The 25,140-nt window shown below is 70.7% G+C and carries 20 protein-coding genes; 8 read left to right on the top strand and 12 right to left on the bottom strand.

Translation table 11 applies throughout. The features are described 5' to 3' along the window. Window positions 1–48: 48 nt before the first annotated feature. Both ACFVT5_RS04890 and ACFVT5_RS04895 read right to left on the bottom strand, forming a co-directional pair. Window positions 49–1,902 carry a glycoside hydrolase family 3 protein gene (locus tag ACFVT5_RS04890; RefSeq protein WP_389881465.1) on the bottom strand — a complete coding sequence of 618 codons (1,854 nt, stop codon included), beginning with the start codon at window positions 1,900–1,902 and terminating at the stop codon, window positions 49–51. A gap of 169 nt (window positions 1,903–2,071) precedes the next feature. Then, window positions 2,072–3,034: a LysR family transcriptional regulator gene (locus ACFVT5_RS04895; protein WP_389881467.1), complete on the bottom strand. Its 963-nt coding sequence runs from the start codon at window positions 3,032–3,034 to the stop codon at window positions 2,072–2,074. A 163-nt stretch (window positions 3,035–3,197) separates the two neighbouring features. Between ACFVT5_RS04895 and ACFVT5_RS04900 the strand changes: the two genes are divergently transcribed. Next, entirely contained in the window at window positions 3,198–4,223 is a 1,026-nt protein-coding gene (locus ACFVT5_RS04900; RefSeq protein WP_389881468.1) for an EamA family transporter, read from the top strand. Here the strand turns inward: ACFVT5_RS04900 and ACFVT5_RS04905 are convergent. From ACFVT5_RS04905 to ACFVT5_RS04915, 3 genes are all read right to left on the bottom strand, one after another. Continuing rightward, a complete protein-coding gene (locus ACFVT5_RS04905) occupies window positions 4,207–5,007 on the bottom strand; it encodes a sugar phosphate isomerase/epimerase family protein (protein ID WP_389881470.1) in 801 nt (266 codons plus the stop codon). The two genes, ACFVT5_RS04900 and ACFVT5_RS04905, sit on opposite strands and share 17 nt — an antisense overlap. Window positions 5,008–5,090: 83 nt before the next feature. Next, window positions 5,091–6,053 carry a GNAT family N-acetyltransferase gene (locus ACFVT5_RS04910; protein ID WP_389881472.1) on the bottom strand — a complete coding sequence of 321 codons (963 nt, stop codon included), beginning with the start codon at window positions 6,051–6,053 and terminating at the stop codon, window positions 5,091–5,093. 277 nt (window positions 6,054–6,330) lie between these two features. Continuing rightward, a complete protein-coding gene (locus tag ACFVT5_RS04915; protein WP_389881474.1) occupies window positions 6,331–7,461 on the bottom strand; it encodes a LacI family DNA-binding transcriptional regulator in 1,131 nt (376 codons plus the stop codon). Between the two features lie 565 nt (window positions 7,462–8,026). Between ACFVT5_RS04915 and ACFVT5_RS04920 the strand changes: the two genes are divergently transcribed. Genes ACFVT5_RS04920 through ACFVT5_RS04930 form a run of 3 tightly spaced genes read left to right on the top strand, consistent with a single transcriptional unit; the run spans window position 8,027 to window position 11,189 of the window. After that, window positions 8,027–9,193 (top strand): Gfo/Idh/MocA family protein, encoded by a 1,167-nt coding sequence (locus tag ACFVT5_RS04920; protein WP_389881476.1) that lies wholly within the window; start codon window positions 8,027–8,029, stop codon window positions 9,191–9,193. Continuing rightward, window positions 9,190–10,350, top strand: coding sequence for a dihydrodipicolinate synthase family protein (locus tag ACFVT5_RS04925; RefSeq protein WP_389881478.1), 1,161 nt, complete (start codon window positions 9,190–9,192; stop codon window positions 10,348–10,350). Before ACFVT5_RS04920 ends, ACFVT5_RS04925 begins: the two co-directional genes overlap by 4 nt. A gap of 41 nt (window positions 10,351–10,391) precedes the next feature. Continuing rightward, the gene (locus tag ACFVT5_RS04930; protein WP_389882076.1) at window positions 10,392–11,189 is read left to right on the top strand and encodes a sugar phosphate isomerase/epimerase family protein; all 798 of its coding nucleotides are present in this window, start codon (window positions 10,392–10,394) and stop codon (window positions 11,187–11,189) included. 338 nt (window positions 11,190–11,527) lie between these two features. Here the strand turns inward: ACFVT5_RS04930 and ACFVT5_RS04935 are convergent, their stop codons facing one another. Continuing rightward, window positions 11,528–12,448 carry a ribokinase gene (locus ACFVT5_RS04935; protein WP_389881480.1) on the bottom strand — a complete coding sequence of 307 codons (921 nt, stop codon included), beginning with the start codon at window positions 12,446–12,448 and terminating at the stop codon, window positions 11,528–11,530. Between the two features lie 190 nt (window positions 12,449–12,638). After that, on the bottom strand, window positions 12,639–13,694 hold the full coding sequence (locus ACFVT5_RS04940; RefSeq protein ID WP_389881482.1) for a LacI family DNA-binding transcriptional regulator: 1,056 nt from the start codon (window positions 13,692–13,694) through the stop codon (window positions 12,639–12,641). A 141-nt stretch (window positions 13,695–13,835) separates the two neighbouring features. Between ACFVT5_RS04940 and ACFVT5_RS04945 the strand changes: the two genes are divergently transcribed. Further along, complete coding sequence (locus ACFVT5_RS04945) at window positions 13,836–16,064, top strand: ATP-dependent RecD-like DNA helicase (RefSeq protein WP_389881484.1); 2,229 nt, start codon at window positions 13,836–13,838, stop codon at window positions 16,062–16,064. A gap of 265 nt (window positions 16,065–16,329) precedes the next feature. After that, a complete protein-coding gene (locus tag ACFVT5_RS04950; RefSeq protein ID WP_389881486.1) occupies window positions 16,330–17,628 on the top strand; it encodes a citrate synthase in 1,299 nt (432 codons plus the stop codon). A gap of 783 nt (window positions 17,629–18,411) precedes the next feature. Here the strand turns inward: ACFVT5_RS04950 and ACFVT5_RS04955 are convergent. Together ACFVT5_RS04955 and ACFVT5_RS04960 are read right to left on the bottom strand one after the other, a co-directional pair. Then, window positions 18,412–18,690: a heavy-metal-associated domain-containing protein gene (locus tag ACFVT5_RS04955; RefSeq protein WP_389881488.1), complete on the bottom strand. Its 279-nt coding sequence runs from the start codon at window positions 18,688–18,690 to the stop codon at window positions 18,412–18,414. Between the two features lie 129 nt (window positions 18,691–18,819). Then, window positions 18,820–19,653, bottom strand: a complete 834-nt coding sequence (locus ACFVT5_RS04960; RefSeq protein ID WP_389881490.1) for a TetR/AcrR family transcriptional regulator — start codon at window positions 19,651–19,653, stop codon at window positions 18,820–18,822. 191 nt (window positions 19,654–19,844) lie between these two features. On the opposite strand from ACFVT5_RS04960, the gene ACFVT5_RS04965 reads away from it, so the two are divergent. Beyond that, window positions 19,845–22,115, top strand: coding sequence for an MMPL family transporter (locus tag ACFVT5_RS04965; protein ID WP_389881491.1), 2,271 nt, complete (start codon window positions 19,845–19,847; stop codon window positions 22,113–22,115). Between the two features lie 46 nt (window positions 22,116–22,161). Beyond that, window positions 22,162–23,214: a zinc-dependent alcohol dehydrogenase family protein gene (locus ACFVT5_RS04970; protein WP_389881493.1), complete on the top strand. Its 1,053-nt coding sequence runs from the start codon at window positions 22,162–22,164 to the stop codon at window positions 23,212–23,214. 43 nt (window positions 23,215–23,257) lie between these two features. On the opposite strand, the gene ACFVT5_RS04975 is transcribed toward ACFVT5_RS04970, so the two are convergent. The 3 genes from ACFVT5_RS04975 to ACFVT5_RS04985 are packed head-to-tail and all read right to left on the bottom strand — an operon-like array spanning window position 23,258 to window position 25,133. Next, entirely contained in the window at window positions 23,258–23,893 is a 636-nt protein-coding gene (locus ACFVT5_RS04975; protein ID WP_389881495.1) for a hypothetical protein, read from the bottom strand. Further along, window positions 23,890–24,555, bottom strand: coding sequence for a hypothetical protein (locus ACFVT5_RS04980; RefSeq protein WP_389881496.1), 666 nt, complete (start codon window positions 24,553–24,555; stop codon window positions 23,890–23,892). Before ACFVT5_RS04980 ends, ACFVT5_RS04975 begins: the two co-directional genes overlap by 4 nt. Continuing rightward, entirely contained in the window at window positions 24,552–25,133 is a 582-nt protein-coding gene (locus ACFVT5_RS04985) for a hypothetical protein (protein WP_389881498.1), read from the bottom strand. Before ACFVT5_RS04985 ends, ACFVT5_RS04980 begins: the two co-directional genes overlap by 4 nt. Window positions 25,134–25,140 lie beyond the last annotated feature (7 nt).

Raw genomic sequence — 25,140 nt, forward strand, 5'->3', positions numbered from 1 at the left:
CGCGACGGCAGTGCGCCGTCGCGGCGGAAAGATCGATACGCCGGTGCGTCAGTACGAGAGTCCGTACCCGATCGGATACAGCTCCTTGGCCGGGTCGGCCGCCGTCGGGACCGGCACCGGCAGCTTGCCCCGTGGCCGGGCGCGGCCCGCGATCACCCGTACGGCCGCCCGCAGTTCGACATCCGTCCACGAGTACGCGGCGACACACGCCCCGACCCCGTCCGGCAGCCGCGCCGCGTCGTACGGGTTGCGGATCGCCACCGCCACCACCGGCACCCCGGTCGCCACGAGCGCGTCCACGAGCGTCCGCTGACTGTTCGTCGCCGTCATGTTGTACGTGCCCACGACCACGGCGTCCTTGCCCTGCGCCGCCGCCACCGCCGCGTCGATCAGCGCCCGCGAGGGAGCGGTACCGGTGGACAGGGCCGTGGCCGTGAAGCCCAGCTCTGTCAGCGCTTTTGCCAACACGGACGTCGGCGGCCCGGTCGTGCCCGACGGGGACGCCGGGTCGGCGCCCACCACCAGGACGTTCTTGTGGGTACGCCGGTTCAGCGGAAGCAGCCGCTGCCGGTTGACGAGGACGGTCGTGGTGTTCTCGGCGATCCGGTCCGCCTCGGCGAGATGCGCCCGCGTGCCCACCGTGCGGTCCACGCCCCGGTCGCTGACGTACGGGTCACGGAACAGCCCGCGCCGCTCCTTCAGCGCGAGAATCCGCAGAATGGATTCGTCGAGCCGCTGTTCGGTGATCTCACCGCTGCGCACGGCCGCGAGCACGCCCTTCCACGCGACCTCCAGACTCGGCGGGTTGAGCAACTGGTCGACGCCCGCCTTCAGCGCCAGCACCGGCACCCGGTCGTCCCCGTACTTGTCGCGCACCCCCTGCATACCGAGCGAGTCCGTCACGATGACACCCCGGAAACCGAGCTGGTCGCGCAGGATGCCGGTGAGGATCGGATGCGAGAGCGTCGCCGGATCGTTCGTCGGGTCGAGCGCGGGGAACTGGATGTGCGCGGTCATGATCGAATCGATGCCCGCCGCGATGGCCGCCTTGAACGGCGGCGCGTCCAGCCGCTCCCACTCCTCACGCGTGTGCGTGATCACCGGAATACCGGTGTGGCTGTCGACACTCGTGTCCCCGTGCCCCGGGAAATGCTTGGCGGTCGCGGCGATCCCGGCGCCCTGATAGCCCTTGACCTCGGCGGCCACCATCCGGGCCACGGCGGCCGGATCGGCACCGAAGGAACGCACACCGATCACCGGGTTCGCCGGATTGACGTTCACATCGGCGTCCGGCGAATAGTTCTGCCGGATACCCAGCGCGCCCAGCTCGGCACCGGCGATCCGGCCGAGCGACTTCGCGTCCGCCGTGGACCCGCCCGCCCCGATCGCCATCGCGCCGGGGAAGAGCGTCGCCGGATACCCGACACGGCAGACGATGCCGTGCTCCTGGTCGGTCGAGATCAACAACGGCACCGGTGTCCGCTGGGCGAGCCCGGCACGCTGGATACCGTTCGACAGGGCGGCGATCTGGTGCGGGTCGCGAGTGTTGTGCGCCCAGGCGAAGTAGATGATGCCGCCGACGTGGTACGTGGAGATCAACTCGGCAGCCGTACGCACCCCGATCTCTTTGAGGTTCGCGTCGATGTCGGCCTGGTCCGGCTCGGTCGCGGAGTGCCCGTACACCCGCATCACGAAGAGCTGGCCGATCTTCTCCTCGATGCTCATGAGGGAGACGATGCGGCGGAGGCGGTCGGCGGGGTCGTGGCCGTGTCCGAGGCCGTTGTCGGGGGAGGAGGCGTGGGCGGTGCCGGCCGAGGTGACCGCGGTTGCGGTGGCGGCTGCGGCTCCGGCGGTGGCGGCCAGGAGGGTGCGTCTGGAGGTACCGGTCTTTCGTTCGTGCACTTGCGCTCCTTTGGAAGAGGTACCGAAGGGGTCCCGAGGGGAGTGCCAAGCGCCGGGGCTGACCGATGGGTCCGGACAACACCCGTGCTTCCTCTGCGCATTGAAGGAAACTTCCGAGCATCACGGATATCCGGAAAATAACTGCCAGTCAAGTACCTGGTGGGTGACGTCAGATGTCTGTGGCGGTGGTCATGGCCGTCTCTCTGCCTCTGTCCGTGTCCGTGTTCGTGTCTGTGTTGGTGGGCCAGTGGGCCTGGAGGGTGCGGACCGTTTCGGCGATGGCGGGGCGCCGCGCGGCCCCCGTACGCCACAACGCGTACAGCCGCCGCACCGGCAACGGATCGAGGTCCACCGCCACCACCCCCTCCGGCAACGGCCCCCGCCCGAGCCTCGGGATCAACGCCACCCCGAGCCCCGCCGCTACCAGCGCCACCAGCGTCGGGTTCTCCTCGGCCTGATGCGCGATGTCCGGCTCGCACCCCGCCGCCCGCAACGTCCGCACCAGCCAGTCATGACACACCCGCCCCGGCGGCTGACAGATCCACCGCTCCCCCTTCAGCTCCGTCCGCCGCACCGACTTACGCCCCGCCAGCGGATGCCCCTCCGGCACCAGCAGATCGCACAGATCGTCACCGATCACGGCCTGCTCGACACCCGGCGGCGCCGGCAGCGGCGCGATGTCCCAGTCGTGCGCCACCGCCAGATCCACCGCCCCCTTCTCGACCAGCCCGATCGAACGGTGCGGATCCACCTCCGACAACCGCGCGTCCAGCGTCGGATGCCGCACCGCCAGATCGGCCAGCACCCCGGGCAGCAGCCCGCGCGCCGCCGACGCGAACGCCGCGACCGTCAGCCGTCCCGTCGGCCGCCCGCGCCGCTCCTCCAACTCGGTCTCGGCGCGCTCCACGATCGACAGCAGCTCCTGCGCCGTGGTCGCGAGCCGCCACGCCTCATCGGTGAGCCGCACCCCACGACCGTGCCGCTCCAGCAGGACCGTACGGGTCTCCCGCTCCAACTTGGCGATCTGCTGCGACACGGCGGAGGGCGTGTACCCGAGCGCGAGAGCGGCGGCACCCACGGTCCCGTGCACCGAAACGGCGTGCAGGGCACGGAGCCTCTGTAGATCCAGCACGGGTTCTCTCCTACGGGCGCCTTGGCTGCGGGCGGTGGCTAGGGCTTGGGCGGTGACTGGGGCCTGGGCGGTGGTCGGGCTAGCGATCAATTAGCGATGCTTCATCCAACCATGCAGCAATCATTGCTGGTGCTACATGGTTGGGGGCGGCGATGCTCGGTCCATGCGACCCCTGCACCTCTGCCTCGCCGTTCTTGTCGCCGCCATCTGGGGCGTCAATTTCGTCGTCATCGACATCGGCCTCGCCCACTTCCCGCCGCTGCTCTTCTCCGCCCTGCGGTTCCTCGTCGCCGCCTTGCCCGCCGTCTTCTTCGTCGGGCGCCCCAAGGTCGCCTGGAAATGGATCATCGGCGTCGGACTCGTCCTGGGCGTCGCCAAGTTCGGCCTGCTGTTCATCGGCATGGATCACGGCATGCCCGCGGGACTCTCCTCGCTCGTCCTCCAGGTGCAGGCGGTCTTCACGGCCCTGTTCGCCGCGTTCGCCCTCCGGGAACGTCCCGGCCCCCTCCGTATCGCCGGAATGACCGTCGCACTCGCCGGCATCGCCGTCGCCGCCGTCGACGAGGGCACCTCCGGTCCGCTGCTCGCCTTCGGCCTGGTCATCGCCGCCGCCGCGTGCTGGGGTGTCTCCAACGTCCTCACCCGCAAGGCCGCCCCGCCCGACTCCCTCAACTTCATGGTCTGGGTCAGCACCGTCCCCGTCCTGCCCCTGCTCCTCCTCTCGCTGATCTTCGAAGGCCCCTCCAGGGACCTCGCGGCGCTGCGCGGCCTCGACTGGGCGGGCGTCGGCACCGTCGTCTACGTCGCCTGGATCACCACCGTCGTCGGCTTCGGCATCTGGGGATGGCTCCTGCGCACCCACCCCGCGTCCACCGTCGCCCCCTTCTCCCTCCTGGTCCCCGTCTTCGGCATGTCATCCGCCGCCCTGTTCCTCGACGAATCCGTGAGCCCCCTCCGCTGGTGCGCAGCCGCCCTGCTGGTAGGCGGCGTAGCCCTCACGTCCCTGTCCCCGGTCCGCCCGACCCCACCCCGAGGCCCTGACTCCGGCCCTGCCCCCGGTCCCGGTTCCGGTGCCGGTGCCGGTGCGGAGTTCGACGGGGAGTCCGGTACTGATGCCGACCGCCCCTCCGACCCGCCCGCGCCCCGACCTCGGCCGACTCCCCGGCCCCGCCTCACGCCGCGTCGTTGAGCAGCCTTGCCAGGTGGTCGCGGCCCGCGCCAAGGAGTTCCGGGAGCGGGGCCGCGTCGGCGTACCAGCGCTTCTCGTACTCCCAGCACAGCCAGCCGTCCCAGCCGCCCCGACTGAGGACGTCCACGCACTCCGTGAGCGGCAGTACCCCCGCGCCCAGCGCCAACGGTGTCGTGTCCTCGGCGGACGCGATGTCCTTCACCTGGACATACCCGAGGAACGGGGCCAGCGCCGCATAGGTCTGCGCGGGTTGTTCGCCGCCGAGCCAGGTGTGCATGACGTCCCAGAGGGCGCCGGCCTGACGGTGCCCCACCGTGCCCAGTACGCGCCCTGCGTCGGCGCCCGTGCGGTGCGAGTCGTGGGTCTCCAGGAGGATCCGCACGCCGAGGTCCGCCGCGTACTCGGCGGCCGTGCCCAGGCGTCGGGCCGCCGTCGCGTCGGCCTCCTCGGCGCTCTGCTCGGTACCGCCGCCCGGGAAGACCCGCACGAAACGGGTGCCGAGGTCGCGTGCCAGTTCCAGGAGGCTCCGCAGCTCATGCAGCACCGGCCCGTCGTCCCCGGGCGCCGCCACCTTCACATAGCCCGCGATGCCGAGGATTTCGACGCCGCCCGCCTTGAACGCGGCGGCGACATCGGCCCGTTCACCCAGGGGCAGCCCCAGGTGCACCGGTTCCTCCGGGTGGGCGCGCAGTTCGACACCGTGGTATCCGTACCTGGTCGCGAGTGCCACAACCTCCGGGACCGGAACTCCGGGCACCCCGAGTGTGGAGAAGGCCAACTTCATGAGCCGGACCCTATCCACCCTCCGACGTCGGTCAACCACCCTTCGCCTTCCGCCCCGCGCGGATCCCCTTCACCGCCCCCGCTTCATCGTGGTCCGTTCTGGAGGGGCAGTCGCCAGTCCTGGCCTATGAGGTCCGCGCCGAAGGAGCGATGGGGTTTCTCGGAGACCAGGACGAAGCCGTGCCGCTGGTAGATCGAACGCGCCGCCTTCAATATGTCGTTCGTCCACAGGACCATCTCCCGATACCCCACCCCCCGCGCGAAGTCGACGCACGCCCCGACCAGCCGGTCCCCTATGCCCAGGCCGCGCGCGTCCGGCTCGACGAGGAGCAGCCGCAGCCTCGCGGTGCCGGGCGCCTCGTCCCGTACGCACATCACGCAGCCCACCGGGCGGCCGTCCAGCTCGGCTATCCACACCCGCTCCAGATGCGGGTCGTGATCCTCGGCGAAGTCCGCGACGATCCGGGCGACCAGGCCCTCGTAATCCGTGTTCCAGCTGTACTCCGCGGTGTACAGCGCGGCGTTCCGCTGGACGATCCAGCCCAGGTCTCCCGGGCCCGGCTCGCGCAGCAGGACGTCCTCGCGGCGAGGTGGCCGGCCCGCCGACAGGACCTCCTGGACGATACGCATCGCCTCGGTGAGGCGGGTGCGGTCGGCGGCGGGGATCGTCGAGATGAGCGAGCCCACGGACTCCCGAGTCCGCTCGTCGAGCAGATCCGCCGTCTCCCGGCCGCGCGGCGTGAGCGTGATGTGCTGGCGGCGCGCGTCCTGTTGGGAGGGGGCGCGCGACACCAGCCCGTCCTTCTCGAACTTCCCCAGCATCCGGCTCAGATACCCCGCGTCCAGGGACAGTTCGAACCGCAGGTCCGCGGCGTCCGTCCGTGGGGAGTGCGCCAGCTCGTACAGCACGCGGGACTCTGTGAGCGTGAAGGGGACGTGCAGGTGGCGGCCGTAGTCCAGCGCGCCCACGAGGTTGGTGTAGAAGCGGTTGAACGCCCGCACGTCGTGCACGGGCTGGTCGGGTCGTACGGTCTGGCTGTTCGGCATGGTCGGCTCCGGCGACTCCGCTGGTTATCTTTGACTGAGTCAAAGGTACGCCGGACATCGCCGCCGAGGAAACCCCTGTGGATAACTCGTCCGGAGCCCGGTCCTGGCGCCTCTCGGAAGGGGTTCCGGCATCCCTCGGGACAGGTCCGGCACACCTCGGGGCAGGTCCGGGAGCCCCTTGGGACAGGGGTGGCATCCGTTGGCCGGAGCTGACCGGAGTCGTCCCGCCGACGATTCCCGGGGCCGAGCGCCGACTATCCCTGGAGCCGGGCGCCGATTAGCCCCGGGGCCGAGCCGTCGACCCCCGCACCATCAACTCCCCCCGCACCGTGGCGATCCCGCCCGGCGGAGGGTTTTCGCGGGACATCGCGATCCGGCCCGCACGGGCTCCGGCCTCGAACAGCGGCAGCCGTACCGTCGTGAGCGCCGGCATCGCGTCCACGCTGAACGGCAGGTCGTCGAAGCCCGCCACCGACACGTCCTGAGGAATGCGCAGCCCCTGGTCCCGCAGCGCGGCGCAGGCACCCAGTGCCACCGTGTCGTTCGCGGCGACCACGGCCGTCAACCCGGGGTCCCGCCACAGCAGTTCGAGAGTCGCGTCGAACCCGGACTGCCGGTCGTAGGGCCCGTGCACGACCAGGGATTCCGCGGCGCGCGCGATCTCGGCCCCGGCCGAACCCGCTCCCGCCGAACCCGCCCCGGAGGAACCGTTCGCCCCCGCCGAACCCTTCGCCCCGGCCCCGGCTCCCGCGGCCATCGCCGCCCGATGCCCCTCCAACCGGTCCCGCGTCGTCGTCCGCTCCTCCGGGCCCGCGATGTACCCGATCCTGCGGTGCCCGAGCGACAGCAGATGCTCCGTGAGGCGCTGACCGCCGCCGCGGTTGTCGAAGGCCAGCGCCACCGCGTCGGTACCGGGCACCGGCGGGCGCCCGCACAGGACCACCCGCGTGCCCGCGTCCCCGAGCCGCTGGAGCTTCGCCGTCATCGCCGCCGCGTGGACCGGGTCCTCCACCGCGCCGCCCGTGAGCACCACGGCGGCGGCACGCTGGCGTTGCAGCAGCGTCAGATACGTGAGTTCACGCTCGGGGGATCCGCCGGTGTTGCACACGACGGCGAGCCGTTCACCACCCGCGCGCCCGCCGGGCCCGACGATCTCGGACTGCACGGCACCGGCCATGATCCCGAAGAACGGGTCGGCTATGTCGTTGACGAGGATGCCGACGAGGTCGGACGTGGCGGCGGCCAGCGCGCTGGCGGGGCCGTTGAGGACGTAGTCCAGTTCGTCGACGGCGCGCAGTACGCGCTCGCGCGTGGCGGCGGCGACCGGGTAGTTGCCGTTCAGTACGCGGGAGACGGTCGCGGGGGAGACCCGCGCCCGAGCCGCCACGTCCGCCAGTGTCACGGTCATCTCGTCGTCCTCCGGTCCTGTCTGATCTGTCGGCGTGGCGCTCCGAATCCTCTCCGAGCCCCACCAAAATGCCACCCCGGCGGCACCGCAGTGTCACCAGGGTCAGGCGGAGTGTCACCCGCGCCGGGCCGCCCCCGCAGCCGAATGCCTAGACAGCGCGCTCCTTCCCCGATCCGAGGGCGCCGTCTCCGCGCACCGAGCGGGCCCCGCCGCCACTCCGAGCATGCCTCGCCGCACTTCCAGCGCGCTCCGCCACCGGGTGCCGCCGCCTCCGCCGCAACCACCCCGAACGCGCCCAGCCACCGACCCGAACACGCCCCTCCCAGCCATCCCGAACACGCCCCCCAACCACCCCGAGCGCACCCTCAACCATCCTGAACGCGCCTCCCAACCGCCCTTGACGCACTCCGCCACCACCCCCCGAAATTGCGCCGTCCCCCCGCCGAAAGCGTCCCCGCCCTTGTCGGTCCCTCCCTCCGCAGGCTAGCGTTTACGGCATAGAAAGCGCTTGCTGAAGAGTCTCGGTTCGAGCGTACGGGCCGACCGGGTGTATGGAGGGAATCGCGTGACACGCAAGACAGTGCGTATCGCCATGAACGGTGTGACCGGACGGATGGGACACCGGCAGCACCTGGTCCGCTCGCTTCTCGCGATCCGCGAGCAGGGCGGCCTCGATCTGGGCGACGGCACCACCCTGTGGCCCGAACCGGTGCTGGTCGGCCGTCGGGCCCACGCGCTTGAGGCACTGGCACGGGAGCACGGCCTGGACCCGGAGAACGTCTCCACCGACCTGGACGCCGTCCTGGCGGACCGTTCCGAGAAGGCCGTCGACATCTACTTCGACGCACAGATCACCTCCGCGCGCGTGGAGGCGCTCAAGAAGGCCATCGCGGCCGGCAAGCACGTCTACACCGAGAAGCCGACCGCCACCGACCTCGCCGGAGCCCTGGAGATGGCCAGGCTCGCGCGGGCCGCCGGCATCAAGCACGGCGTCGTCCAGGACAAGCTGTTCCTGCCGGGCCTGCTGAAGCTGAAGCGGCTCGTGGACGGCGGCTTCTTCGGCCGGATCCTGTCCGTGCGCGGCGAGTTCGGCTACTGGGTCTTCGAGGGCGACTGGCAGGAGGCCCAGCGCCCCTCCTGGAACTACCGGTCACAGGACGGCGGCGGCATCGTCGTCGACATGTTCCCGCACTGGGAGTACGTGATGCACGAACTGTTCGGCCGCGTCCGGTCCGTACAGGCGCTGGCCACGACGCACATCCCGGAGCGCTGGGACGAGCGGGGCAAGCCCTACGAGGCCACCGCCGACGACGCCGCGTACGGCATCTTCGAACTCGAAGGCGGCGCCGTCGCCCAGATCAACTCCTCCTGGGCGGTACGGGTGCACCGCGACGAACTGGTCGAGTTCCAGGTCGACGGCACCGAGGGCTCCGCCGTGGCCGGTCTGCGCACCTGCCGCGTGCAGCACCGGGGCGTCACTCCGAAGCCGGTGTGGAATCCCGACCTGCCCGCCACGCACGCGTTCCGTGACCAGTGGCAGGAGGTCCCCGACAACGAGACCTTCGACAACGGTTTCAAGGCCCAATGGGAGCTGTTCCTGAGGCATGTCTACGCGGACGCCCCGTACCACTGGGACCTCGCCGCCGGCGCGCGCGGTGTGCAACTCGCCGAACTGGGCCTGAGGTCCGCGATGGAGGGCCGTCGTATCGAGGTGCCGGAGATCGTGCTGTGACCCTCCGACTCCCGGACGCCACCGGCGCGTTGCGCACGTACACCCCGCGCGCGGAACCCCTCCCCGCGCGCGGGACACCCGCCACGCCCCTCGTCTCCCGTACGGTCTTCTCCGCCGCCCATGTCGTCGCCGACCCGTACGCCGACGTGTCGCCCGACGGGCCCGCCGCCGTCGACTGGGACGCGACCCTCGCCTTCCGGCGCCATCTGTGGGCGCACGGCCTGGGGGTCGCCGAGGCGATGGACACCGCCCAGCGCGGGATGGGTCTCGACTGGGCGGGCGCGGCCGAGCTGATCCGACGCTCGGCCGCCGAGGCCGCCTCTGTGGGCGGCCGGATCGCCTGCGGAGTCGGCACCGACCAACTGACAGGACCCGCGACCCTCGCGGACGTCAGGGCCGCCTACGAGGCCCAGCTCGCCGTGGTCGAGGAATCCGGCGCACAGGCCGTCCTGATGGCCTCACGCGCGCTCACGGCGGCGGCCCGCGGCCCCGAGGACTACCTCGCCGTCTACGGCCATCTGCTGCGCCAGGCCGCTGAGCCGGTGATCCTGCACTGGCTCGGACCCATGTTCGACCCGGCGCTGGACGGCTACTGGGGCTCGCGCGACCTGGACGCCGCCACCGAGACCTTCCTCGACGTCATCGCGGCCCACCCCGACAAGGTCGACGGCATCAAGGTGTCGCTGCTCGACGCCGGCCGCGAGGTCGCGCTGCGCCGCCGACTGCCCGACGGAGTGCGCTGCTACACCGGCGACGACTTCCACTACCCCGAGCTGATCGCGGGCGACGACCACGGCTTCAGCCACGCCCTGCTCGGCATCTTCGACCCGCTGGGACCCCTCGCCGCCGACGCCGTACGGGTCCTGGACACCGGGGACGCGAAGGGCTTCAGGGAACTCCTCGACCCGACGGTGGAACTGTCCCGGCACCTTTTCCGGGCGCCCACGCGGTACTACAAGACCGGTGTGGTGTTCCTCGCCTGGCTCGCGGGCCATCAGAGCCACTTCACGATGGTCGGCGGCCTCCAGTCCGCCCGTTCCCTCCCGCACCTCGCCCGTGCCTACGAACTCGCCGACGGACTCGGTCTGTTCCCCGACCCGGCGCTCGCCGAGGCCCGGATGACGTCCCTGCTGACCGTGTACGGAGTCGCCCAGTGACCGATCGCCCCCAGGCCCTGTCGCGTTTCAGCGTCAACCAGATGACCGTCAAGCAGCTCTCCCTGCCCGAACTCGTCGCCGCCTGCGCCGAGTCCGGTGTCCCGGGCGTCGGCCTGTGGCGCGAGCCCACGCGCGCGTACGGCGTCGACGCCACCGCCAAGCTCGTACGGGACGCCGGGCTCACCGTCACCACCCTGTGCCGGGGCGGCTTCTTCACCGCCGAAGACCCCGCCGAGCGGGCCGCCGCCATCGCCGACAACAAAAGCGCGCTCGACGAGGCCGCCACGCTCGGCACCGACACGCTGGTCCTCGTCTCGGGCGGCCTGCCGCCCGGCAGCCGCGATCTGCACGGCGCCCGGGAGCGCGTCGCCGACGCCCTCGCCGACCTCGCGCCCTACGCGGCGCAGCGCGGCATACGGCTCGCGATCGAGCCCCTGCACCCCATGTTCGCCTCCGACCGGTGTGTGGTCTCCACCCTGGAACAGGCCCTCGACCTCGCCGAACGGTTCCCCGCCGACCAGGTCGGGGTCTGTGTGGACACGTACCACATCTGGTGGGACGACCGGGCGCCCGCGCAGATCGAGCGGGCCGGGCGCGGCGGCCGGATCCACTCCTTCCAACTCGCCGACTGGACCACGCCGCTGCCGGAGGGCGTGCTCAACGGCCGGGGTCAACTCGGCGACGGAGCGGTCGACCTGCGCGCGTGGCGCACCCGCGTCGAGGCCGCGGGCTACGCGGGCCCGATCGAGGTGGAACTCTTCAACGACGCGCTGTGGGCCCGGGACGGCGGCGAGGTGCTGACGGAAACAGTGGACCGCTTCCTGCGGCACGCCTGTTGACGCAGGAGACGTAGGAAGGGTCGACGTAGGAAGAGTTGGCTTAGGAAGGGCTTACTTCCGGCCACCTCCATCCCGGTCGGATCGCGATCCTCCGCAACGGCACGCTGTCTCCGGATCGGTTCATCGCCATGTCGAGAAAAACCGCCGCGCGCGTACAACCGTCGGGCACCCGCGCGGGTCCTACACGGCATCAGGACTTCCAGGGGGTGGATCCGGGGGGATCTCGGCGGTTCCTGATGGGGGAGGGGAATCCGAGGGGGTCCGGTCGGGCAGATCGGGCCCCCTCGTTGATGTCCGCGGGTGCCGGGACCGCTCCGGGTTCAGGATTCCGGCCTTCTTCACAGGGCCGCGACCTCCTCCGCCGTCGGGAAGGACACCTGCGCGCCCTTCCTGGTGACGGCGACAGCGCCCACACGGGCCGCGTAGGCGGCGGCGGACGCCAGGTCCTCGCCGAGGCCCAGGCGCCACGCCAGGGCCGCTGTGAAGGCGTCTCCGGCCCCGGTGGTGTCCACGGCGGCGACCGGCACGGACGGCACCCGGCGCGTCACCATGTCGCCGCCCGCCTCTGCGGGCGCCTGGGCCACCAGCGCGCCCTTGGCGCCGAGCGTGATGACCACCGAACGCGGACCGAGGGCGAGCAGCCCGCGCGCCCAGTCCTCCGGCGCGCCCTTGCCCTCCGTCCCGAGTACCACCCGCGCCTCGTGCTCATTGACGACCAGCGGATCGCACGCGGCCAGCACCTCGGGCGGCAGCGGCGCCGGCGGCGACGGGTTCAGCGCGAACCGCGCACCGGGCGCCAGATTCCGTACCACCTCGGCGACCGTCTCCAACGGGATCTCCAGCTGTGTGGAGACCACCCGGGCCGCGGCCAGCAACTCCCGCGCGTCGCGTACGTCACCGGGCGTGAGGTGGGCGTTGGCGCCCGGGGACACCACGATGCTGTTGTCGCCGGACGGGTCGACCGTGATCAGCGCGACCCCGGTCGGCGCGCCGCCGACGAGGACACCAGAGGTGTCGACGCCCGCCGTGCGCTGCGAGTCGAGCAGCAGCCGCCCGTGCGCGTCGTCACCCACGCGCGCGAGGAGGGCCGTCCGGGCACCGAGCCGGGCGGCGGCGACCGCCTGGTTCGCGCCTTTGCCGCCGGGGTGGACCGCGAGGTCGGAGCCGAGCACCGTCTCACCGGCCCCCGGCCGCCGCTCGACACCCACCACCAGGTCGGCGTTGGCCGACCCCACGACCAGCAGCTCGTACTCGTCCATCGTCCGTGCCTTCCCGTCTCTCGCCCTACTTGTCCTGGAGCCCGCCGGTCAGGGACCGGTCAGGAGAAGTCGGCCACGTTCTTGCGCGACCGACGCGTACAGCGTGCCCGTGGCGACCGCTCCCGGGCCGTCAGGCGTGCCGTCGAAGCCGACGACCTTGTCCGGGTGACCCCGGAGCACGTTCGCTCACTCACCGCCTGCTCCTTCCTGCGGGACTCGCGGGACGCGCGGTCTCCCCGGCGCTCCCGGCGGGTGCGGGCTCGCCGCAGGAACGGCGCACGACGAGCCGGGCGGCAAGGGTCACGGACTCGGGAACCCTGCCCTCGATCCGGTCGGTCACGGCCCGTACGGCGGCCCGGCCCAACTCGGCCGTGGGCTGGGCGACGGCGGTGATCGGCGGATCGGTGTGCACGAACCACGGGATGTCGTCGAACGCGGCCAGGCCGATGTCCCGGGGAACCCGCAGCCCACGCGCGCGGATCGCGTCCAGCGCGCCGAGCGCCATCAGGTTGTCCGCCGCGAACACGACCTCCGGCGGCTCCGGCAGCGAGAGGAACGCCTCCGTCGCCCGGCGCCCGCTCTCGGCCTGGAAGTCGCCCTGCCCGATGTACGCGTCGGGCAGCGCGATGCCGTACGCGCCCAGGCTCTCCCGGAACGCCGCCACCCGCTCACTGCCGGTCGTCGTCGTGGCCGGGCCCGCGATGACGGCGAGCCTGCGGTGCCCGAGCCCGTACAGATGGGCCACCAGATCCCGTACCGCCGCGCGGCCGTCGGCCCGGACCACGGGCACGTCCAGGCCCGGGATCCAGCGGTCCACGAACACCATCGGGGTACCCGCGCGCGCGGCCTCCAGCGTGAGCGGCGACCCGCCGTCCGTGGGGGACATCAACAGCCCGTCGATACGGCGGTCCAGGAGTGTGCGCACGTGGTGGTCCTGCACCGCGGGCCGCTCGTCGGCGTTCCCGAAGATGACGCTGTACCCCCGCGCGCGTGCCTCCTCCTCGACGGAGCGGGCCAGTTCGGTGAAGTACGGGTTCAGCACATCGCTGATGACCAGGCCGAGCGTGCGGGTCCGATCGGTACGCAGGGACCGGGCCACCGTGTTGGGCCGGTAGTCGAGGGTCTCGACGGCCGCGAGGACCCGGGCGCGCGCGCCGGGGCTGACGGACGGATGCCCGTTGAGGGCCCGCGACACCGTCGCGACGGACACCCCCGCCGCAGCGGCGACGTCCTTGATACCCGCCACCGGCCGCCCCTCTCGTGAAATCGATTACACGAAGGATTGGAAACGATTACACGACGATGGGGCAACCCCCTGACCCCGTCCCGAGACCGGATCGTGATGATCGGGGGCCGCGTTGTCGCACCCCGCCTGTAGCGTCGGAGGATGTCCAATCTGGCGGTGGTCGAAGGAGTGCTGGAGCGGATCACCTTCGCCTCCGAGGAGACCGGGTACACGGTCGCGCGCGTGGACACGGGCCGGGGCGCCGGAGATCTCCTCACGGTCGTCGGGTCGCTGCTCGGCGCCCAGGTCGGCGAGTCACTGCGGATGCAGGGCCGTTGGGGCTCCCACCCGCAGTACGGCAAGCAGTTCACCGTCGAGAACTACACGACGGTCCTCCCCGCGACCGTCCAGGGCATCCGCCGCTATCTGGGCTCCGGACTCGTCAAGGGCATCGGCCCGGTCTTCGCCGACCGCATCACACAGCACTTCGGCGTCGACACCCTCCGGATCATCGAGGAGGAGCCCAAGCGTCTGATCGAGGTCCCCGGCCTCGGCCCCAAGCGCACCCGCAAGATCGCCGACGCCTGGGAGGAACAGAAGGCGATCAAAGAGGTGATGGTCTTCCTCCAGAGCGTCGAGGTGTCCACCTCCGTCGCCGTCCGCATCTACAAGAAGTACGGTGACGCGTCGATCTCGGTCGTCAAGAACCAGCCCTACCGGCTGGCGGCCGACGTCTGGGGCATCGGTTTTCTCACCGCCGACCGCATCGCCCAGGCGGTGGGCATCCCGCACGACAGCCCCGAACGCGTCAAGGCGGGCCTCCAGTACGCGCTGTCGCAGTCCACCGACCAGGGCCACTGCTATCTCCCCGAGGAACAGCTCATCGCCGACGCGGTGAAACTCCTCCAGGTCGACACCGGGCTCGTCATCGAATGCCTCGCCCAACTCGCCACCGAGGAAGAGGGCGTCGTACGCGAGCGTGTACCGGGACCCGACGGGGAAGCCGTCACCGCCGTGTATCTCGTCCCGTTCCACCGCGCCGAACTCTCCCTGTCCGCACAGGTCATGCGTCTGCTGCGCGCGGACGACGACCGCATGCCGGCCTTCCGGGACGTCGCCTGGGACAAGGCCCTGGCGTGGCTCGCCGACCGCACCGGAGCCGAGTTGGCGCCCGAGCAGGAGGAGGCGGTCCGGCTCGCGCTCACCCGCAAGGTCGCCGTGCTGACCGGCGGACCCGGCTGCGGCAAGTCGTTCACCGTGCGCTCGATCGTGGAGTTGGCCCGCGCCAAGCGCGCGAAGGTGGTGCTCGCCGCGCCCACGGGCCGCGCCGCCAAGCGGCTGGCCGAGCTGACGGGCACCGAGGCGTCCACCGTGCACCGCCTCCTGGAACTCAGGCCGGGCGGCGACGCCGCGTACGACCGGGACCGGCCGCTGGACGCGGACCTCGTCGTCGTGGACGAGGCGTCGATGCTGGACCTGCTGCTCGCCAACAAGCTGGTCAAGGCCGTCCCGCCGGGCGCCCATCTGCTGTTCGTCGGCGATGTCGACCAACTGCCGAGCGTCGGCGCGGGTGAGGTGCTGCGCGATCTGCTCGCCGACGGCGGCCCGGTCCCGGCGGTCCGGCTGACCCGGATCTTCCGCCAGGCCCAGGAGTCGGGCGTCGTCACCAACGCGCACCGCATCAACTCCGGTCTGCCCCCCGTCACCCGGGACCTGAAGGACTTCTTCCTCTTCGTCGAGGAGGACACCGAGGAGACCGGCCGGCTCACCGTCGACGTCGCCGCCCATCGGATTCCGGCCAAGTTCGGCCTCGACCCGCGCCGCGACATCCAGGTCCTCGCGCCCATGCACCGGGGCCCGGCGGGCGCGGGCAACCTCAACGGCCTGTTGCAGCAGGCCATCACCCCGGGCCGCCCGGACCTCGCCGAGAAACGGTTCGGCGGCCGGGTGTTCCGCGTCGGCGACAAGGTCACCCAGATTCGCAACAATTACGAGAAGGGGCACAACGGCGTCTTCAACGGCACCGTAGGCGTGGTCACCTCGCTCGACGTGGAGGAACAGCGCCTGACGGTCCTGACGGACGAGGACGAGGAGGTTCCCTACGACTTCGACGAGCTGGACGAACTGGCGCACGCCTATGCCGTGACCATCCACCGCTCCCAGGGCAGCGAGTACCCGGCCGTGGTCATCCCGGTCACCACATCGGCCTGGATGATGCTTCAGCGGAATCTGCTCTACACGGCCGTCACGCGCGCCAAGAAGCTGGTCGTCCTGGTCGGTTCGCGCAAGGCTCTCGCCCAGGCGGTACGCACGGTCTCCGCCGGGAGACGCTGCACGGCCCTGGATTTCCGGCTCGCACCCCGGCCCGCCGAAGGCCCGGCCGCTCTCTGAAAAGTACGTCCGGCAGACCCCGGTGAGACAGGTCCGGCAGACCCCGGGCGCGCGTGGACACGTTTGATCGATCAAACGAGTCGGAAAGCTCACAGGGCCCTTCCGGAACCAGGGCGAAGGGGGCAGGATGAGTAAGTTGGCGGCACTGAGTGCCGCCAATAGGCCCAATGGTCGACCCCGAGTGCACTCTCCTGAGCCAAATGGGGGATGGTAGAGAACAGTCAGGGCACCTCGAAGATGAGGCACTACGTCGGTGAGGGAAGACGTGAGCGAGAACGCTAACAATGCGGTAGTACTGCGGTACGGCGACGGCGAGTACACCTACCCGGTGATCGACAGCACCGTCGGCGACAAGGGCTTCGACATCGGCAAGCTCCGCGCCCAGACGGGCCTGGTGACACTGGACAGTGGGTACGGGAACACCGCCGCCTATAAATCCTCGATCACGTACCTCGACGGCGAGCAGGGCATCCTGCGGTACCGCGGTTACCCCATCGAACAGCTGGCGGAGCGCTCCACCTTCCTGGAGGTGGCGTATCTGCTGATCAACGGTGAGCTGCCGACCGTCGACCAGCTCTCCACGTTCAAGAACGAGATCACGCAGCACACCCTGCTCCACGAGGACGTGAAGCGCTTCTTCGACGGCTTCCCGCGCGACGCCCACCCCATGGCGATGCTGTCCTCCGTCGTCAGCGCGCTGTCGACGTTCTACCAGGACAGCCACAACCCGTTCGACGAGAAGCAGCGCGACCTCTCCACGATCCGGCTGCTCGCCAAGCTGCCCACGATCGCGGCCTACGCGTACAAGAAGTCGATCGGCCACCCGTTCGTCTACCCGCGCAACGACCTGGGCTATGTCGAGAACTTCCTGCGCATGACCTTCTCGGTCCCCGCGCAGGAGTACGACCTCGACCCGGTCGTCGTGTCCGCCCTGGACAAGCTGCTGATCCTGCACGCGGACCACGAGCAGAACTGTTCGACGTCGACGGTCCGGCTGGTCGGTTCCTCGCAGGCGAACATGTTCGCCTCGATCTCCGCCGGTATCTCCGCGCTGTGGGGCCCGCTGCACGGCGGCGCCAACCAGTCCGTCCTGGAGATGCTGGAGGGCATCCAGGCGAGCGGCGGCGATGTCGACACCTTCATCCGCAAGGTGAAGAACAAGGAAGACGGCGTGAAGCTCATGGGCTTCGGGCATCGCGTCTACAAGAACTTCGACCCCCGGGCGAAGATCATCAAGGCGGCGGCGCACGATGTCCTGTCGGCGCTCGGCAAGTCCGACGAGCTGCTCGACATCGCGCTGAAGCTGGAGGAGCACGCGCTCGCCGACGACTACTTCGTCTCGCGCAAGCTCTACCCGAACGTCGACTTCTACACCGGCCTGATCTACCGGGCCATGGGCTTCCCGACGGAGATGTTCACCGTGCTGTTCGCGCTCGGTCGGCTGCCCGGCTGGATCGCCCAGTGGCACGAGATGATCAAGGAGCCGGGTTCCCGCATCGGCCGCCCGCGCCAGATCTACACGGGCGTGGTGGAGCGGGACTTCGTTCCGGTGGAGTCCCGCTAGGCGCTCCGCTGGAAGGCCGGCGTGGAAACCGCGGGTTGTCGGTGGCTGGTCGCGCAGTTCCCCGCGCCCCTTACGGGGCGCTGCCCCCTCCCGGCCAAGTCCCGCCGAACGGCAAGCGAAGTGCCCTACGGCGAGTGAGCCGAAGGAGCGCGCCGGGGTCGAGACGGCGAGCGCGCGCAGGCCCGACGAAGGAGGGCTGAGCACGGTCGTCGTCTCGACCCCGGCTTTTGCGCCCCGGAGGCGAACCGAGCCCTTAAACAAGCGGAAAGCGCCCCGCTACCGGTCCCCCCACGGGCCGGCAGTCGGGGCGCTTTCCTGTGTCCCGGTGCGGATTCCCCCCACGGGATCCGGCCGGGCGCCTTTGGGCAGCGCCTGCTGCGTTGGGTGTGTGGTGCCGCTGCGATCTGCCGGGACGCGTACGCACGGGAGGGCCGCTCAAAGCTCCCCGGTGCACGTGCCCCGGCAACGCATTTCGGGAACGTCCCCCAAGACATCCCCGATGTCAGAAACGCCCCCCAAGACGTTTCTGGCATCACCTTCTTAGACTCACGAGCCCCCTCGATGGTTACGTCGAGAACGCTGTGATCTACGTCTCCCGCATATGTCCTCTACCTGCGCAAGAGCCCCGATATGGCGATCGGGGCTCAAGCGTAAGGATGTTGCGTGGGCCTTGTGAAGGGCTCCGGGGATAGTTACCTGAATGTCCTCGGTAGAAGGCCGTTCGTGACGGCGAAAACGGATGAAAACGCCGTGGTCGCGCCCGTGATCGTCTGGCTGAGGGGATCAGGCGCGGCCGGTCAGCTCGTATCCGGCCTCGTCGACCGCCGCGCGGACGGCTTCCTCGTCGAGTGGGCTCGCGGAGATCACGGTGACCTGACCGGTCGATGCCACTGCCTGGACGGAGGTGACGCCCGGGAGCGCGGACACCTCGGCGGACACGGCGCCTTCGCAGTGGCCGCAGGTCATTCCGGTGACCTGGTAGACCGTGGTCACGGATCCCTGGGCGGACGTGGGGGACTCGGCGGACTCGGCGGCGGTGCTGGTCTCGGTCTGGGCACTCATCTGCGGTCTCCTCGGGGATGCGGTGACGGGTCGGCGTGCTGACATTCACCACGTTATACCCCCAGGGGGTATGAGGCAAAGCGGATCGGCCGTGACGGTGGCGGCTAGCCGGGGTGGCGGCTGCGGGGATCAGCCCGTGGTCGTGGTTGTGGTCGCTGCCGGCGTCTGTGCCGAGGAGTCCGGACCGCCCTGCTGGGGCATGAGCGGTGCGAGATAGCGGTACATGGCGGTCTTCATCTCCACGATGTACGCGTCCCGTTCGGCGCCTTCGTGGAACATGATCAGCTGGAGGCCCGATTTGAACATGCCGACGGTCATGTTGGCCGTGCGGCTCCGCACATCTGCGGGAGTGTCCGGCAGGACGGCGGCGAGCAGTTCCTCGACGCGGGTGTGGACGCTGTCGTGCAGGGTGTGGATCTCCTTCGCGATCTCGCCCGGGGTGTCGGGGCCGTGCATCAGGATGGCGAACGCCGGGTTCTCGCAGTTGAAGGCGATCAGCGGGTCCAGGACCGCGTCCAACATCCGGTCCAGCGGGAGCGTCAGATGCCCGGACGACAGCGCCTGGCCGTGCGACTCGCGCCAGCTGTCCAGCAGCCGGTCGCTCAGCTCGATCGCGATCGCTTCCTTGTTCGGGAAGAACTGGTACAGCGTGCCGGGTGACACGCCCGCCTCCCGGGCGATGGCGTTGGTGCTGGCCGCCGTGTAGCCGCTCGTGCAGAACACCGAGGCGGCGGCCTGGAGGAGTTGGGCGATGCGGCGCTCGCCGCGGGCCTGGCGGCGGACTCGCTTCGCCGCGGACTTTCCGGGCGCGACTGCTCCAGCCCCTGCGCCTCCTGTGGCTCCTGCGCCTCCTGCGGCTCCTTGGGCGGAGTCGACTCCTCCGGCTCCCTCGGCTCCTCCGGCGGGGTCGGCTTCCTGGGCCTCTCGGGCCTCGCGGGCCCTTCGGGCTTCTTCGGCGTTCATCGCGGCGGCTCTCGGAATGTCATGCGAAAGATCATCCTGATGGTCATTGACAAACGCGAGCGCTGACTCGCATTCTAGAGAAACGCGAGTGATCACTCGTGTTTGCCAAGTCTATGGCAAGGGGCGACCTGTGCTGCCCTGCGGGAACTACCCCGCGGGCATACGGGTCACGGTGAAGGGGACACCGCATCATGACCGAAGTCAACGGGGCCCCGGCGGGGGGCGACGCCGGGGGGTCGGCCGTGGGTGGGTGGACCCGGTTCGTGACCGGGCGGCCCCGCGTGTCGCTGCTTGTCGCGCTGCTGCTCACCGCTCTGGCGGTGATGGCCGGGAGCGGGGTCGGGGACCGGCTGGGCAGCGGCGGCTGGGAGGCACCGGACGCGGAGTCGACGTATGCGACCAAGGCGCTGGAGCGGGAGTTCCCCGCCTCGCAGCCCAATCTGCTGCTTCTCCTCGACAGCGGAGGCGCTTCCGTGGACGACCCGGCGGTCGCCGCCGAGGGCAAGCGGCTCACCGAGCGACTCGCCGCCGAACCAGGGGTGACCGGCGTCGGCTCGTACTGGCAGACCCGATCCCCCGCCCTGCGTGCCGAGGACGGCCATGAGGCGCTGATCGCCGCGCGGATCACCGGCGACGACAAGACGGCCGCCGAGACCCTGGACCGCATCGCGCCCTCGTTGCGCGGTACGCGGGGTCCGGTCGAGGTCGGCATCGGCGGCCCGGTCGCCGTGCGCCACCAGATCCAGACGACCATCCAGGAAGACCTGGTCCGCGCCGAGATGATCGCTCTCCCGGTCACGCTGATCCTCCTGGTGATGGTCTTCGGCAGCGCCATCGCGGCCCTGCTGCCCCTCGGGATCGGCATCGTCGCGATCCTCGGCACCAACGCCGTGCTGCGCGGTCTGACCTCCTTCACGGATGTGTCGGTCTTCGCACTCAATCTGACGACGGCCCTGGGGCTGGGCCTCGCCATCGACTACGCGTTGTTCATCGTCCGAAGATTCCGCGAGGAACTGGCCGAGGGTGCCGACCCGTTGACCGCCGTGGCCACCACCCTGCGGACCGCCGGCCGCACGGTCCTGTTCTCGGCGCTGACGGTCGCCGTGTCCCTGGCCGCGATGCTTGTCTTCCCGCAGTACTTCCTGCGCTCGTTCGCGTACGCCGGTATCGCCGTGGTCCTCATCGCCGCTGCCGCCGCGCTGATCCTGCTGCCCGCCGCCCTGGTCCTGCTGGGGCACCGCGTCAACTCGCTGGACCTGCGGCGCCTGGTGCGGCGCGGCGCGTCACGGGAGCCCTCCGGGGAGACCGGCGGCCGGGGCTGGGCGCGGACGGCGGCGCTGGTCATGCGGCGGGCACCGGTGTTCGCCGTGGCCACCACCGTGGGCCTGGTCCTGCTCGGAGTGCCCTTCCTGAACGTCAAGTTCGGCACCGCCGACGACCGCCAACTGCCGGCCACGGCCGAGTCCCATGTCGTCCAGCAGCACATCAGGGACGGTTTTCCCGGCAACCCGGGCGGCTCCCTCGAAGTCCTCGCCGAAGGCTCCGCGACCGAGACGCAGTACGCGAGCTACCGCACCGCGATAGCGGACCTGCCCGACGCGGCCGGTGTGGAGGGGCCGGTGGTACGGGGGGACACGGCGTACTTCACGGTGCTGCCGAAGGGCGAGTCGGTCGGGGAGGACGCGCAGCGGCTCGTGGGCCAAGTCCGTGCGGTGGACGCACCGTTCGACACCTCGGTCACCGGTGCGGCGGCGGTGCTCGTGGACTCCAAGGACGCGATCGGCGACCGGTTGCCGTGGGCGGCGGGCATCATCGTCGTGGTCACCCTGTTGCTGGTGTTCCTGCTCACGGGCAGTGTCCTGATACCGATCCAGGCCGTCGTCCTCAACGCCCTCAGCCTCACCGCGATGTTCGGCGCCGTCGTCTGGGTCTTCCAGGAAGGCCATCTGTCGGGCCTGCTGGGCTTCACCAGTACGGGGGACATCGAGACGACCCTGCCGGTCCTGATGTTCTGTGTCGCCTTCGGCCTCTCCATGGACTATGGCGTGTTCCTGCTCTCCCGCATCAAGGAGGAGTACGACCACACGGGCGACCACGCCCACTCCGTGCGGTACGGATTGCAGCGCACCGGTGGACTGATCACCGCGGCGGCCGTCATCCTCGCGGTGGTGATGGTGGCGATCGGCACCTCGCGGGTGACCAACACCAAGATGCTCGGCCTGGGTATCGCGCTGGCCGTGGTGATGGACGCCATGGTGGTCCGGAGTCTGCTGGTACCCGCCGTGATGCGGCTGACCGGACGGGCCACCTGGTGGGCGCCGGGTCCGCTGCGCCGCTTCCACGCCCGTTTCGGCCTCAGCGAGGGTGGGGCACCGAAGCCGCGGCCCCTGTCCGGACCGGAGCCGGAGCCCGTCGACCCGGGGAGCCGGCCGGACCGGGACACCGTGGGCACCCGGGGCTAGCGTTCGACGCGAACGGGCGGTGGGCGACAGATGGAGGACGGGCGGCATGCGGGCAGTGGTGTTCGAGCGGTACGGGGAGTTGGCCGAGGTGCGCGAGGTGGCGGACCCGGTGCCGTCCCCCGAGGGCGTCGTGGTGCGGGTCGGGGCGACCGGTCTGTGCCGGAGCGACTGGCACGGCTGGATGGGCCACGACCCGGACATCACCCTGCCGCATGTGCCCGGACACGAACTGGCCGGTGTGGTCGAGGCGGTGGGCGCGGGCGTCGTGGGTTGGCGCCCCGGCGACCGGGTGACCGTTCCCTTCGTGTGCGCCTGCGGACGGTGCGCCGCCTGTGCGGCCGGCGATCAGCAGGTGTGCGAGCGGCAGACCCAGCCCGGGTTCACCCACTGGGGTTCCTTCGCGGAGTACGTGGCGTTGGAGCACGCGGAGGTGAATCTGGTGAGGCTGCCGGACGAGGTGTCGTTCGTGACGGCGGCGGGTCTGGGGTGCCGGTTCGCGACGGCGTTCCGGGCGGTGACCGCGCAGGGGCGGGTGGCGCCAGGGCAGTGGGTGGCGGTGCACGGCTGCGGGGGAGTGGGTCTGTCGGCGGTGATGATCGCGGCGGCGAGCGGTGCCCGAGTGGTGGCGGTCGATGTGTCACCGGCCGCGCTGGAGATGGCGGCGGAGTTCGGGGCGGCCGTGTGCGTGGACGCGTCGGAGGGTGACGCGGTGGCGCGGGTCCGGGAGATCACCGGTGGCGGGGCGCATGTGTCGCTGGACGCGCTGGGGTCGCCGGTGACCTGTGCGGCCTCGATCGAGGGGCTGCGCCGGCGGGGACGACATGTCCAGGTCGGGCTTCTCCCCGAGGACCCGGTGATCCCGATGTCCCGGGTCATCGCTCTGGAACTCGAACTCCTCGGCAGCCACGGTATGCAGGCCCACGCCTACCCGGAGATGCTGAGGATGATCACCTCGGGCCGGCTCCGCCCGGACCTCCTGGTGACATCGAGCATCACCCTGGACGAAGCACCGGCGGCGCTGGAGGCGATGGGCACGGGAGACGGGGCGCCGGGCCTGGCGGTGGGTGTGACAGCGGGCGTGACCGTCATCGAACCCTGACGGTCACCGGGCGGGACCGTGGGTGCCGTCCCATCCGGTGCCGTCACACCCACCGAAGGGAGTGGGCGATGGCGTCGCACAGGTCACCGAGAGGGCTGCTGGTGCCGCTGAGGGGCGTACTGAAGGCGAGGAGGAAGTAGCCCGCGTCGCCCGGCATGCGGACATGGAAGTCCATGGCGGTGGCCGTGACGACGCGGACGGTCTCGCCGGCGGGCAGTCGCACCACGTCGATCCGGGACTCGGATCCGCGCCGTTCGGAGAGCGTCGCGGCGAAATCTTCGGGCTCCGGGACGAGACCGGGGGGCAGTGGCTTCAGAGAGACGAGGAGGGAGGCGGGGACGGTGGGACGGTCGGGTCCGTGGGCCGGTTCGGTGCGGAGGAAGAACTCCAGGGCGCCCTGAGCCACACCGCTCTCGGCGGTGTTGCGCAGGGCGGTCCAGATGGCGCGCGAGGTTTCCGCGGGGGTCCGGCTCGTCAGGAACTCACGATCCACGAAGGTCTTCAGCTGGCCGCGCCAGCGCTCCTGGGTGAGGTCCAGGCGGAACCAGTCGCGCGGGACGAGGAGCCGATAGTCCGACGGCGCCTCATCCCGGGCATCCCCCGATCCGGACCCGGAGCCACTCCCGGTCCCCACACCCACCCCCATGCCCACCGTCGCCCCGGGCTCGGGTGCCGTCACGCCGCCTTCACCGGTGCGCCCTCCACGTCGTACAGGCGAAGGCTTTTCACGATGCCCGCGAACATGGAGGAGAAGACGTCCCAGCCCTCCTGGGTGGGGGTGGTCATCTCCAGCACGACGACGGTGGCGTTGGGGAGCGGTACCTGGACCTGGATGAAGGACGTCCAGAAGGGTTCGTCCGAGCCGGACTCGGACAGGGAGCCGTCGACCGTGGCCTGCCGGGCGCCGACGCAGGTGACGGCGGGGCCACAGGGCAGCCGGACCTCCGTCACCTCGCCGGTGTCGAGGTCCCGGAGCGCGCTCGCCAGGATGCCGACGGGATCGGGAGCGGCCTGCGGAGGCAGATCCATGAGGGAGATCTGGACGTTGGCGGTGCAGCGGACCTCGTCGACCTCGGTTATCACGAAACCGGCGTACTGGACCCCGGCGTCCACGAGGAAGTCGTAGCTCGCCGCGCACATCGCGGCCCACTGCGCCTGGAGTTCGAAGTCGGCCTCGCTCAGGACGCGGGCCGCGAGGTCGAGGAGCTGGTCGCCCAGTTCCTCGATGGTCTCGACGTCCAGCGGCAGTTCGAAGAAGCCTTCCGGCATCACCCAGCGGACCCGTACCAGATCGTCACCGGCCGACATCTCGACCGGGCCCGGGGAGGTCACGGCGGTCATGCGGTGGTCTCCTCATCGGGCAGATCGAGTTCCTCGGCGTCGGCGTGGAAGTTCGCCGCGAAGGGGTACGGACCGTAGTGCGGGTAGAAATCGGGGAGTTCGGTGCCGTTGCGGGCCGCGATGTGGGCGATGTTCCGGTAGGCGGCGGCGCGGGCCCGGACCTTTTGCCACCCGCGATGGCTCCATTCACGGACCGCCGCGACGGCGAAGCCGCAGACGACCGCGCCCATGACGGCCCCCGCCGCCGCGTAGTACAGCGTCTGTGACCGGGACGACTCCCAATACTGGACGTAGGCACCCCAGTAGAGGATGGGGGCCGCCACGACCAAGATGACCGGCAACCTCCAGCGCATGCCCACGTTGTGGAGTTGCACATCGTCGAGGTGGCGTAGCCGGAGCAGCTTGAGCACGGCGGCGTCGTCGAGGAAGTCGAAGCGCAGCTCACGCCCGGCCTCCTCGGCGGCCCGGCGCGCGGCGGGCGACGCGGTGAGAACCTCGCCCGGGACCTGCGTGCGCACGATCCCGCCTCGCGCCTTGTACTCCTGGGGCCCGAGCGGCCCTTCCTGTTCGCCGGTCATGGAGGGT

This window comes from Streptomyces sp. NPDC058001, from assembly GCF_042886315.1.
In the GTDB taxonomy this organism is placed as follows: Bacteria; Actinomycetota; Actinomycetes; order Streptomycetales; family Streptomycetaceae; genus Streptomyces.